This window comes from Anaerolineaceae bacterium oral taxon 439, from assembly GCA_001717545.1.
In the GTDB taxonomy this organism is placed as follows: domain Bacteria; phylum Chloroflexota; class Anaerolineae; order Anaerolineales; family Anaerolineaceae; genus Flexilinea.
Genome location: CP017039.1, coordinates 171278 through 183084, shown reverse-complemented (window position 1 = coordinate 183084; position 11807 = coordinate 171278). Strand labels below are relative to the sequence as shown.

At 45.3% G+C, this 11807-nt stretch carries 11 protein-coding genes; 6 read left to right on the top strand and 5 right to left on the bottom strand.

What is annotated here, in order from left to right:
• Nucleotides 1-30 precede the first annotated feature (30 nt).
• The 5 genes from BEQ56_00900 to BEQ56_00880 all read left to right on the top strand — a co-directional run bounded on the left by BEQ56_00900 (nucleotide 31) and on the right by BEQ56_00880 (nucleotide 4504).
• The gene (locus BEQ56_00900) at nucleotides 31-1038 is read left to right on the top strand and encodes a hypothetical protein (GenBank protein ID AOH42167.1); all 1008 of its coding nucleotides are present in this window, start codon (nucleotides 31-33) and stop codon (nucleotides 1036-1038) included.
• 80 nt (nucleotides 1039-1118) lie between these two features.
• On the top strand, nucleotides 1119-2024 hold the full coding sequence (locus BEQ56_00895; protein AOH42166.1) for a hypothetical protein: 906 nt from the start codon (nucleotides 1119-1121) through the stop codon (nucleotides 2022-2024).
• Between the two features lie 6 nt (nucleotides 2025-2030).
• Nucleotides 2031-2666 carry a dihydroxyacetone kinase subunit L gene (locus tag BEQ56_00890; GenBank protein ID AOH42165.1) on the top strand — a complete coding sequence of 212 codons (636 nt, stop codon included), beginning with the start codon at nucleotides 2031-2033 and terminating at the stop codon, nucleotides 2664-2666.
• Between the two features lie 32 nt (nucleotides 2667-2698).
• Complete coding sequence (locus BEQ56_00885; protein AOH42164.1) at nucleotides 2699-3547, top strand: fructose-bisphosphate aldolase; 849 nt, start codon at nucleotides 2699-2701, stop codon at nucleotides 3545-3547.
• 9 nt (nucleotides 3548-3556) lie between these two features.
• Nucleotides 3557-4504 (top strand): ribokinase, encoded by a 948-nt coding sequence (locus BEQ56_00880; GenBank protein AOH42163.1) that lies wholly within the window; start codon nucleotides 3557-3559, stop codon nucleotides 4502-4504.
• Between the two features lie 225 nt (nucleotides 4505-4729).
• Here BEQ56_00880 and BEQ56_00875 read toward each other — a convergent pair whose 3' ends face one another.
• From BEQ56_00875 to BEQ56_00855, 5 genes are all read right to left on the bottom strand, one after another.
• Nucleotides 4730-6175: a hypothetical protein gene (locus BEQ56_00875; GenBank protein AOH42162.1), complete on the bottom strand. Its 1446-nt coding sequence runs from the start codon at nucleotides 6173-6175 to the stop codon at nucleotides 4730-4732.
• 22 nt (nucleotides 6176-6197) lie between these two features.
• Nucleotides 6198-7043, bottom strand: coding sequence for a hypothetical protein (locus tag BEQ56_00870; protein AOH42161.1), 846 nt, complete (start codon nucleotides 7041-7043; stop codon nucleotides 6198-6200).
• A gap of 46 nt (nucleotides 7044-7089) precedes the next feature.
• Nucleotides 7090-7995, bottom strand: coding sequence for a hypothetical protein (locus tag BEQ56_00865; GenBank protein AOH44335.1), 906 nt, complete (start codon nucleotides 7993-7995; stop codon nucleotides 7090-7092).
• Between the two features lie 76 nt (nucleotides 7996-8071).
• Complete coding sequence (locus BEQ56_00860) at nucleotides 8072-9586, bottom strand: hypothetical protein (GenBank protein ID AOH42160.1); 1515 nt, start codon at nucleotides 9584-9586, stop codon at nucleotides 8072-8074.
• A 108-nt stretch (nucleotides 9587-9694) separates the two neighbouring features.
• Entirely contained in the window at nucleotides 9695-10645 is a 951-nt protein-coding gene (locus BEQ56_00855) for a hypothetical protein (protein AOH42159.1), read from the bottom strand.
• A 246-nt stretch (nucleotides 10646-10891) separates the two neighbouring features.
• Here BEQ56_00855 and BEQ56_00850 point away from each other — a divergent pair, with 246 nt between their 5' ends.
• The gene (locus BEQ56_00850; protein ID AOH42158.1) at nucleotides 10892-11773 is read left to right on the top strand and encodes a hypothetical protein; all 882 of its coding nucleotides are present in this window, start codon (nucleotides 10892-10894) and stop codon (nucleotides 11771-11773) included.
• Nucleotides 11774-11807: the final 34 nt, after the last annotated feature.

The following is an 11807-nucleotide window of genomic DNA, read 5'->3' as shown; positions in this document are numbered from 1 at the left end:
ATGAAATAGAAAAGCGTATATAGGGAAAAGATGAAACGGAACACGAATCAAATCTCAAATTTCATCAGCAACAATGCCGTGCTGATCGTTTTATTCCTGCTGATTATTTTCTTCGGTTTTTCGAATAAAACTTTCCTCAAGCCCAATAATTTGATCAATATAACTTCTCAAATGTCAATTAACGTAATTATTGCGGCTGGAATTACGTTCGTGATCATTACAGGAGGAATTGATATCAGCGTTGGATCCGTCGCAGCGTTCGCAGGTATTTTTTCAACATTTATCGCGAAGCTTTTTCCTGATATTTCCGTTGTCGAAGGGCTGCTGATCCAGGTTCTGAGCGCAATTTTTATCGGCGCAATCTGCGGACTGTTTAATGGGATTATGGTCGGTTATTTAAAAGTTGTTCCCATGATTGCGACTCTGGCTATGATGAATATTGCCCGCGGTCTTGCGTATGTTGTAACGAATGGTCAGCCGGTTTATGGATTGAGCAATCATTTTTCCTGGATTGGCGCGGGGCGGATTATTGAAACTGAGCAGTTCCCTTTAGGGATTCTTCCGAATATCGCGATCTTTATGGTTGTGGTTGTGATCCTGATGCATTTGCTGTTGACGATCACCGTTTTCGGCCGGCATGTATATGCCGTGGGGAGTAACGAGTCCGTTGCTTTTTTATCCGGCGTAAACGTGAAGAAGATTAAGGTTTTGGCCTACATGATTTCTTCAATACTTGCCGCTTTGGGCGGCGTCTGTATTGCGTCAAAGCTGAATAACGGACAGCCGGGTTCAGCCGAGGGGTATGAAATGTACGCGATTGCTGCGACCGTATTGGGCGGAACTTCGCTTTCGGGCGGAAAAGGATCGGTAGCCAGGGCGGTCATAGGCGCGGCGATTATCGCTATCATTAATAACGGGATGAATCTGCTCCAGATATCCTCTTATTGGCAGAAGGTTATAACGGGCGTAATTATTCTTGTCGCTGTTTTGTTTGATAAGATGCAGCGGGACCGAAAGGCTGCCGTCAGAGCGAAGTGAAAGATGGGCATATGGAATCAGATAAAATAGTCTGCAATAACAGGGATTCGATACTTCGAGAGAATTTGGAAAGCCTGTGTTTGCTCCAGAAGGGATCGTTCAAAGCCTGGGCTGAGAATAGCAGCTACTTGCTTTGTCGAAACGTTGAACTGGAGAATCGGGTAAAAATAATCGTGAGCGGGGGCGCCAGCGCAGGCCCGTTATTCTCTGAATTCGTCGGACCCGGCTTAGCTGACGGAATGGCGCACGGCGAGTTTAATTGCGCGCCTGCGGCTTTTTCCATCTTTGAATTAGGCAAAATTGTATCGAGCGGACAAGGTATTCTTTTATTAGCCAATAATTTCACTGGCGATTTTCTGAATAATGATATGGCTGCCGAGTTGCTGAACGATGAAGGTATTGCCGCGAAAGCTATTTATTGTTCTGATGATATTCTGAGCGCAAGAGGCGAGCCGCGATCGGAACGGGGCGGTCTGTGCGGGATTGTTTTCCTGATCAAAATTGCGGCGGAAATGGCGAAAAGCGGCTTTTCATTGAACGATATTTACAGGATGCTTTCGGACGTGAACGATCGTCTTCATTCAATTACGGTAACGATATCTGACGATCATGAAGATGTGTTTTATGGCGAGGGGTTTTCCGGCGAGAAAGCTCCTTACTCCGAAAAGATGTCAACTGTCGACGGATTTGTAAATACGGCGATCCGTATGGTTCTTGAGGATGTCCCGGCTAAGTATCGGAATGCCGGTTCAGGCTGTTACGTATGCGTCAATCGTTTTCGGCAGCTAAGTTCGTTGGAGGGAAACCTGATAGTTCGTTCTGTTTATAACGCGTTAGAAAGAAACCAGCTTAATTGCGGCGGAATTACGGTCAGTCATATTTTCGATACGTTTGATAGAAAGGGCTGTAATATTTCTTTTTTATTCGTTGATGATCGAATTAAAGGGTTCCTTAAACCGGTTCAAGGCTATAATTTTACGGTTTGATAGAGGATGTTAATGATAGCTGCAGGCGAAATCCAAAAAGCGTTAATTCGGGTAAGTGAATTGATCGTTGAAGCTGAGCCGGTTTTAACTGAAATTGATTCAATTATTGGCGACGGCGATCACGGAACCGGTATGAAAAGGGGCTTTTCAGCGGTTTATGACTTGCTCAATATAAAGTCATTTACAGCAGTCCCGGATTTGTTCTACATGACCGGGATGGAATTGCTGAAAAAAATGGGCGGAGCGTCGGGGGTCTTGTTTGGAAGTTTTTTTATCAGCGGCGCTAAAGTTCAGTTCCAAAATGAAAAAGAAATCACGTTATCCGAAATGTCGCTGGTTTTTCGGAGCGGAACGGATTCGATCATGAAAAGGGGCAAAGCGCAATCAGGCGACAAGACGATGATTGACGCGCTGATTCCCGCTTCCAGGGCTTTTCAGGAAGCAGTGGTTCAAGGCTGTTCGCGGCGCGAATGCTTTGAACGGGCGTATAAGGCCTCTCTCCAGGGGGCGCAGGCTACGGTTGAAATGATACCTAAAAGGGGACGGGCGAAGAATTTTCGTTTGGACGCGATCGGATATCCGGACCCGGGGGCTATATCGGTAACCTATATTTTTGGCGGGTTAAAAGATGTCTTATCTTAGTAAAAATAAATAAAAATATAACCGGAGGAATTATGGCAATAGAGAGAGTAAGCACGTTGTTAAAAATGGCGGACGAAGCGAATACTTCTGTTATCGGTTTTAATTGTATTGACTACAATACGGTTTATGCCGTATGTCACGCCGCGGAGATTGCGAATACGCCTGCGATCGTGATGCTTTATCCTGAACATTGCATTAAGAACCATGTCTCGAACTTACGGGCTTTTGTCGGGATGTTCGAAGGTATTGCGGAACGGTATACCGTTCCGCTGGCGCTGCATTTAGATCATTCCAGCGACGTTAATTATATTTTTGAAGCCATTAAAGCTGGCTTTACGTCGGTCATGTATGATGGAACGACCGTTTCGATCGAGGAGAATATAAGAAATTCCAAAAAAGTCGTCGAGATAGCTGAAATTTTCGGCGTTGACGTTGAGGCTGAGCTGGGGTATGTTGGATTTGCGAGTCATTCTGACGAGGGAAATTCCGACCTGTATACGAAAGCTGCTACTGCGGCGCAATTCAGCGATGAAACAGGGATCACCTCGTTAGCGATTGCGATTGGCAGCGCGCATGGAGTTTATAAGTCGACGCCGAAGCTGGATATCGACCGTTTGATTGAAATTAATCATGCGACGGATACGTATTTGGTTTTGCACGGCGGAAGCGGTATCCCGGAGGATCAATTAAATATGGCGTTCAAAAATGGGATCAATAAATTCAACGTTGGAACGGAGTTTTTCCAGCTATATTACGATACGATTTCTAAGTACTGTAATGAATATGGCGCGGCAGGGAATCCTTTTGATCTTCCTGATTACGTTCATGCGGAATTGGTTGCATACCTTGTTAATAAGATGAAGTTGTCTAAATTTAATTAGGCGGCCGCTATGCGTAAAAAAGTCCTCGTTGTGGGGAGTTATGTGGCCGATTTAATGGGACGCGCGCCGCATTTGCCTGAGCCTGGGGAAACGGTAAAAGGCCGATATTTCAAAGTCGGGCCTGGCGGAAAAGGCTTTAATCAGTGTATTGCGGCGAAAAAGGCTGGCGCAGAGGTAGATTTTATTTCGAAAATCGGCAATGATCCGTTTGGTCGCCTGGCGATTGATTATCTGGCGGAAAATCATATCTTTACCGATCGTTTGATCATTTCTGAAACAGAACCGTCTGGGACGGCCTTAATAATTGTCGACGATCGGACCAGTCAAAATCTGATCGCCGTATTCCCGGGCGCTTGCGATACGATCTCTGCTGACGAGGTTACCGGTATGGTCCCTGCTTTAGAGATGGCCGATATTGTGGTCCTGCAATCCGAAATAAATGTATCGGCATTGAAACAGGTTATCCATATTTGCAAAAGTATGGGCAAAAAAATAATTTACAATCCAGCTCCCTATCAATTTTTGGAAGATTCTTATCTTGACGGATTGTTTCTAATTTGTCCGAATGAGATTGAAGCTGGATTGTTGACGGGTGTATCTGTTAATTCTGTCGCAGGGGCCGTAGAAGCCGCCAGGATTTTATTTGAAAAGAATATCTGTAATGTTGTTATTACTCTGGGCGGAAAAGGCGCGATTTATTATACGGCAGAGACAGCGACGCACTTTTTCCCTTACAGCGTGAACGCGTCAGACACGACGGGCGCTGGCGACGCTTTCGTCGGCGCTTTGGCGGCTTCGCTCTCTCAAGATGATTCTTTGATGGAAGCTGTAAAATTTGCGAACGCTGCGGCTGCGTTATCTGTCCAGAAAATCGGGACTTCGGTTGCAATGCCGTCGTCAGACGAAATCCGGGCATTGATGCAACGCGATAATCCCGGGATAAATCAGATAGAATAAAAAGCGCATATCGAATTTGTTGACGTAAGAAGCGGCGGGATCATTCTCGATCCCGCCGCATTGGCGTTTACTGATACCTGAATATGTAGCTTCAGTTTTGAGTTCCCTTTCTTCAGGGTACTCAAATGAGAAACTCAGGTATTACGAATATTCAGACAATAAGCCTTTTCCGACGGAAGTATCGGCTAAAAAGACATGCCCCCGTCGAACCATACACGCGAAATATCACGCTCGGAATAAATTACTGATCGCAGTTCGAATTTCACGATAGCGTTCGAATTTTTGATCGTACGAACGATCCGGAAGAAACGTTTTGCTGGTCTGAATCATGTTTGTCGCGGCTTCAGCGTAAGAGCTGTATTCGCCGCTGGAAATTGCCTCGATCATGCACAAGCCGAGGATACCCGCGTTTTTATATCGCTGCGTTGTTATCGCCTGATTCAGGATATCCGCCTTTAGTTTCATCAGCGTATCTGATCTGGATCCGCCTCCGGTCGCACGGACTTCATGAATGATTCCGCCAAAATTCTGAAGCGTATTCAATAAAACCCGGGATTCAAAACTGAGCCCTTCAAGGATCGCGCTGTATAGTTTGGATTGGTTCGTTGTCAATCCTAATCCGATAAAACAGGCAGGCGAAATATTGGTGGGCTCTGAGACGCTTGTCTTCGCGAGGAATGGAAGAAAGAATAAATCGTCAGGACAGTCGTATGATGGTTCGTTATGGGTCGAATCTGTTTTGAATAGTTCGTTGAACCATTGGACACAAATTCCGTGCGCGTTATGCCCGATGGTCATGATATATAAATCTTTGTCGACAAACGGCTCAAAAGCGATTCCCTTTTGGAACGTTGCCAAATTGATTTTTTCGCGGTGAAGAATCAGGTTCAGGCTTTCCGACGTTCCTTCGCCAAGCGTCATCATTCCTTCCCGGATCGACCCTGATCCGAGCGTCGCAACGGCCTGATCATGCGCGCCGCAGAGAACACGCAACTCTTCGGAAAGCCCCGTTTCCTTTGCGACGCTCGGTAAAAGTTTCCCCAGGCAGGTCCCGGAGGGAACTATTTTGGGGATTTTTTCAACAGGAACCTGGAAAAGCGAAGCGATCCTGTCGGACCAGTCTAACCGAACCGCGTCAAAAAACATGGTTCTTGACGCGGTTGCCGGATCGGTCGCCGTTTCGCCGCAAAGTTTATACGAGATGAAATCGCCGAACAGGCAGATTTTTGAGATATGTTCAAGGACTTTCGGCATATGTTTCCTGTACCAGAGGAGCTTTGAAAGCGAGAACATCTGGTTCATGGGAACTAACGTGATTTCGAAGAGCTCCCGTTCTCCGATTTTTGTCATGATATCTGCTATCTCGGACTGGCATCGGTTATCAAGGTAAACGATCCCGTTAACGATCGGACGGTCGAACTTATCCAGTAAAACCATCGTTTCGCCAATCGAGGAAACTGCGATTGAGACTGTATCTTTTGACGCCGGAGCGATTTCACGGAGAATGTCGCATACCGACTTCCAGACAAGCTCAGGGTCTATTTCTACAAAGCCTGGCGCTGGATGTGTGAGCGTGTATTCCCGACTCGCACTCATGCTCACGGTTCCGCATTCGTCAATGATCGAAGCTTTGCAGCTCGATGTACCTATGTCAAGTCCAATATATTTCATGTTTTCTCCTGAAATCAGGCGATTAGATTCGGTACGCGGTCAGGAGTTTCAGTTTCTCAATCGCTACCTTTTCAACGGCCGCCCGTGCGGCGCGCATCACTTCAATCACATCACATTTCGGCCCCTTCTCGGTCATTACGTCATACATTGCTTTGTTATAGGCGATAAAGAAATCCGTTCCAACGTTCAGCTTCGCGATTCCGAGCTTGACCATGCGTTTTACGTCTTCATCAGGCGTCCCGGAACCCCCGTGAACGACAATTGGACAGCCTGTATTTTTAACGAGTTCTTCAACAAGCGGGAAGTTTATTTTCGGCTTGAATTTATAAAGCCCATGCGCGGTTCCGACCGATACCGCCAGACAATCAACTCCCGTTTCTTCAACAAAACGGCGGGCAATCTCCGGATCCGTATTCCCGGTCGCGATTTCCGCAGCCGTGCAGTCTCCCGTCATAATCGTCCCTAATTCGGCTTCAACGGAAACACCATTCTGATGCGCGAATTCGACGACTTTTTTTGTTTCGAAGATATTCCGCTCGATATCCTGGCTGGAAAGATCGATCATGACGCCTGAATAACCAGCTTCAATGCAGTGTTTTGCCTGTTCGAAAGATTGTCCGTGATCGAGCCCTAAAGCAAGACGCACTTTTGAATTCTTCGCAGCGACGTTTGCGATCGCCGCCATGTAATCAGCGCCTGCGTATTTGAAATGTTCATGATACGTTTGGACGATCAGCGGACAGTCCATTTTATTTGCGGCGCTGACGACTGCTTGAAGGGATTCCAGATTAAAGGAATTGAAGGCTCCGATTGTGATTTTATGCTGAACCGCGTAGGCAAGAAGGTCTTTATAAGGTGTGAGTTTCATCATTTCTCCTATGGATAATTTTTTTAAAAATGGCGCAATAACAAGCTTACGCCAAAATTTTAACCTCATTTTCTTTTTGTTTCCGGTAGCAGTCTAAGTAGACCGCGCCAAGAATAATTCCACCTTTAACAATATTTTGAACGTACCACGGAACTAAGAGCATCGTCATGGCATTGGCGACAACGCCTAATAAGACAGCGCCCAATAGCGTACTTTCCATTCTGCCTTCACCGCCTAAATAGCTGATTCCCCCAAGGTAACAGGCGGCGACACCGTCGAATTCCATGGATACACCGGTAGCGGGCGAGCCTTGTCCAATCCTGGAGCAGATAATAACACCGACAATTCCAGAAAGGATTCCGGAAATCAGATATACCCACCATATCGTTTGTTTGATATTGATTCCTGAAAACCGTGCGGCTTCCATATTTCCACCATAAGCGTAAACGTTTCTTCCGAATCGCGTTTTCGCCAACAGGATGTACATGACGATGAAAATCAGGATGAGGTATACGACTGGCAATGGGATCAGATCAAATAGATATCCGTTCCCATATTCTCCGAATTCTGATTTCGTGTAAATCATGTTTCCCTTTGTGACCACGTAACAAAAACCACGCGCGATTAATTGCGAGGCGAGCGTTACGACGAATGGCGGGAGGGAGGTTCTCGACAGGAAGAATCCGTTAAACGCACCGGTTATGCAGCCTATCGTTATACCTCCAAGAATCCCAACCCCGGCTGGGAGTCCTAACGCGTCGGGCCCGATAAGCCAAGCACAAAAACAAGCGGACAGGCCGATAATGGAACCTTGCGAAAGATCGATTCCCATAATGATGATCGCCAGCGTCATTCCGAAAGCGATGATTCCTGTTGTCGCGATCGAGCGAAGAATATTAAGGATATTTTTCGTTGAGAGAAAATTAGGTTGTATGATGGTAACGATGATCATGATGACGACCAAACCGATCAGAATCGCTTTATTGTCGTTAAAGGAACTGGTTTTCTTTTGTGGATTCAAAACGTTTTTAATCATTTCCAATTCCTCCGATTGCCATTTTCATGATATTTTTATCTGTAATATTTTCTTTTTCGAGCGATCCGACCAATCTTCCGCCCCGCATGATATTTACACGGTCGGGCAAGTTTAAGATTTCGCCCATCTCCGACGATATAAAAATGATGCTGACGCCGTTATTCGCAATATCGAACATCAGGTTGTAAATTTCGTGTTTGGCGCCGATATCGATTCCTCGCGTCGGCTCGTCCAGGATCAGGATTTTCGGATCTGTAACCATCCATTTTGCTAAAACGACTTTCTGCTGATTCCCGCCGGAGAGCAGCCGCGTTTTTTCCTGAATCGACGGCGTTTTAACTCGAAGCCGGGCGCAGATATCGGATACGATTTGGTCATTTGTCGTCTTCCTGAATCGAATTCCATTAATAATTTTCTTCAGGATGGTGATTGTGATATTGAACTCAACCGATTGTTTAAGAATTAGTCCTTCTTTTTTTCTGTCTTCAGGCGCTAATACGATCCCATGCCGAATAGCGTCGACGGGCGAATTCAACTGAATTGTTTCGTTATTCAGTCGAACCGCTTCTTTCTTGTTTCTGTCGATTCCGAGAAGCGCCCGGATCGTTTCGGACCTTCCGGAACCTACGAGTCCGTAGAACCCTAAGATTTCACCTTTTCTGAGATCGAAACTGACGCCATGGACCGCAGCAGCGTTGATATTTTTCACTTGGAAGATGACGTCGCCGGATTTATTTTTTCTTTTTGGGTAGATTTCGGTTATTTCACGTCCGACCATCATGGTAATTAATTCGTTATATGGAAGATCGCCGGTTCTCTTTGTCCCGATGAATTCGCCGTCACGAAAAACGGTAATCCGATCGCAGACTCGATAAATTTCTTCTAATTTATGTGAAACGAAAAGAATAGATACGCCCTTTTCTTTTAGATTTCGCATGATTTTCAAAAGAAGCTCGGTTTCTTTGCTTGCAAGAGAAGCTGTGGGTTCGTCCATGATCAATAGCTTTGCGTTTAATGCGAGCGCCCTGCAGATTTCAACCATTTGCTGCTGTCCGACGCTTAGAGTCCGAACTCGTTTACCTGGCTGAACATAATTCAGGTCAAACCGTTTTAATAAGGCGGATGCCTTATTGATCATTTCGTTTTCGTCGATCAGAAAGCTATTTTTTTTTAGAGGGAATCTTCCCAGAAAAATATTTTCGGCAACTGTCATATGGGGGACGATCGAAAGTTCCTGATGTATAACCGCAATTCCCAGAGCTTTCGCTTCTTCAAAACTGGAAAGTTCCGTTTTCTTTCCCTCAAAGAAAACTTCGCCTTCATCTCGCTGATAAATTCCTGCCAGACATTTAATTAAGGTTGATTTTCCAGCTCCGTTTTCGCCCACTAAAGCGTGAATTTCGCCTTTTCGAATTTCCAATCTGACTTTATTTAAAGCACGGACGCCGGGAAAGCTTTTCGATAGATTCCTGACCGTCAGGATTTTTTCTTCAGAATTGAATTCCATATTTCGTATCCCTGCCTCACCCTCAATAATTGGAATCGAACTGAATTTGCCTGCGGATCAAAGAAGTAGATAATCCACAGGCAAATTATCAAGGCTTATAGGAAAAACCTAAAATGGTTCGTACTCTCCCGCTTCAAGCACTTCTTTTGTAATCTTTAAACAAGGCAATTCAATATAGTCTTCAATCTTCTCCCCATCTAAGAACGCTAACGCGTTGACGACGGAGTCGTACCCCATTTTTACGGTTTGCTGGGCTGACGTGCTGTAAACCCAGCCATCTTCGATCAGCTCGCATCCCTTCGCATTCCCGTCCACGGATACGATAACGATTTCGCCCTTTTTGACTCCGTTCGCTTTCAGCGCTGAAACGGCGGCGTCAGCGAAAACGTCTCCGGTCGTGAAGATTCCTTTCAGGTCAGGGATCGCAAGAATTGCATTTTCAACTTGCGTCATGGCTTCTTCGACAGTTCCGGTATTTAGAACGAGATCCTGCGCAACTTCAATTTTGGTGTCGTCGATGATTGAATGCATCCCAGCTGCGCGCTGATTGATTGCTTCGCTTCCGGTTGTCATGAGCGTGACAATTTTTCCGCCGTCGGGAAGTTCTTCGGTCAGGCCTTCACCAGCGATTACGCCCGCGCTGAAGTTATCAGAAACGATTGTCGACGTTACATTTTTCAGGTCATTTAGCGGTGTATCAACCAGAAAAACGGGTATTCCGGCGTCTTTCGCTTCCGTAACGCCGGAGATTAATCCGCTCGATCCCCAGGGGATCGCGATGATTGCTTTTACATTTTGCTGAATCATGTCGGCCATCTGGTCGAGTTGTTTCGTGGAATCGTTGTCGCATTCCGCAATAATATATGTTGCGGTTGGATCTAATTCTTCGATTGCCTTTGTTACCCCGCTGATACAGGATGCGTAATAAGTATTCCTCGATATATTTGGAACTAAAATTCCCCAAACGCCGCCTTTAGCGATTGAATCATCTGCGGTTGCGCTCCCGAAAATACATGCGCAAAAAACGATTATGAGTACGACGGATATTATTTTCTTCATTTCTCTTTCTCCTTTTGTTACTAAAACACAGAATTGTGCTTTATAGATGGGTGGTTAGGTTGAAAAAATGGGTATGATAATAACTGCCGATAATATTATGTGGAATACTGATATGATGGGCTTTTGATCAGCGAACTGCGCCGGGACAATTTATTCTGAAATCAGTATATGACGGGCGATATGTATTGTAAAATAGCAATATGGAATTGTTGTCATAATTTCAAGTTATGGCAGGCGGATCATACGATGATTTTATTTCAATACTATAACTACTTTTACCAAACGGCATTAATTGGGAATATAACGAAGGCCGCAAAAGCGTTATATATTTCGCAGCCTGCGCTGAGTAAGGCAATTTCGCAGTTGGAGACCCGGATGGGCTGTAAATTGTTTGAGCGCACGAATAAGGGCGTTTCGCTGACAATTGAGGGGAAGCTGCTCTTTATCGGTATAAAAGAAATATTTTCTATTCTTAGCGAGACGCAGAACAAAATCGCCGAGATAAAGCAGGATAAAGTTTCAGAACTTCGGATTGGCGTTGGCCGCGACGTTTTTGAATCTTATCTGCTTCCTCGGTTGAAAACGTATTATCAAGACGCGCCGTTCGCCCGATTTCGGATTGAAATGCTGTCGTCAGAGCTGATCGCCAGCGAATTGATTGAGAACCGGTTGGATATTGGAATTATGACCCAGCAAGTTGTACATGAGTTCATCGTTTCAAAAAAGCTATTCTCCATTTCGGAATGTTTCATTACTGGTGAAAAGTGCCGCTATCTGGTCGAAACAGGATCGCATTCGATTTATGAACTGATAAATTATTATCCGTTGTTGACACTCCCGCGAAGCAGTTTAACGCGAAAACGGATGGATTTGTTTTTGGCTGAGTATGGTTTAGTTGCCGCGCCGATTCATGAGATTCAGGATACGAAGCTGATAGCGCAAATGGTTGAAGCGAATTTTGGGATTGGCCTGGTAACGGAGAATTTTATACAGGATGATCTTGAATCAGGAAAGGTCTACAAGATCCCTGTTATTGAAAAATTTCCTGTCCGGGACGTAACGCTTGCCTGGAGCCGGAAGATTCCGTTATCGGATCATGTTAAAGACTTTTTAGGATACGTGAGCTAACGGTACGGAAAGAGGCGATAAGATCAGTATGACA

Bases quoted from the DNA above. Each gene is read 5' to 3' on its own strand.
- BEQ56_00850 (AOH42158.1), top strand. From the start codon at position 10,892: ATGATTTTATTTCAATACTATAACTACTTTTACCAAACGGCATTAATT.
- BEQ56_00885 (AOH42164.1), top strand. From the start codon at position 2,699: ATGGCAATAGAGAGAGTAAGCACGTTGTTAAAAATGGCGGACGAAGCG.
- BEQ56_00865 (AOH44335.1), bottom strand. From the start codon at position 7,995: ATGATCATCGTTACCATCATACAACCTAATTTTCTCTCAACGAAAAAT.
- BEQ56_00880 (AOH42163.1), top strand. From the start codon at position 3,557: ATGCGTAAAAAAGTCCTCGTTGTGGGGAGTTATGTGGCCGATTTAATG.
- BEQ56_00870 (AOH42161.1), bottom strand. From the start codon at position 7,043: ATGAAACTCACACCTTATAAAGACCTTCTTGCCTACGCGGTTCAGCAT.
- BEQ56_00890 (AOH42165.1), top strand. From the start codon at position 2,031: ATGTTAATGATAGCTGCAGGCGAAATCCAAAAAGCGTTAATTCGGGTA.
- BEQ56_00875 (AOH42162.1), bottom strand. From the start codon at position 6,175: ATGAAATATATTGGACTTGACATAGGTACATCGAGCTGCAAAGCTTCG.
- BEQ56_00855 (AOH42159.1), bottom strand. From the start codon at position 10,645: ATGAAGAAAATAATATCCGTCGTACTCATAATCGTTTTTTGCGCATGT.
- BEQ56_00860 (AOH42160.1), bottom strand. From the start codon at position 9,586: ATGGAATTCAATTCTGAAGAAAAAATCCTGACGGTCAGGAATCTATCG.
- BEQ56_00900 (AOH42167.1), top strand. From the start codon at position 31: ATGAAACGGAACACGAATCAAATCTCAAATTTCATCAGCAACAATGCC.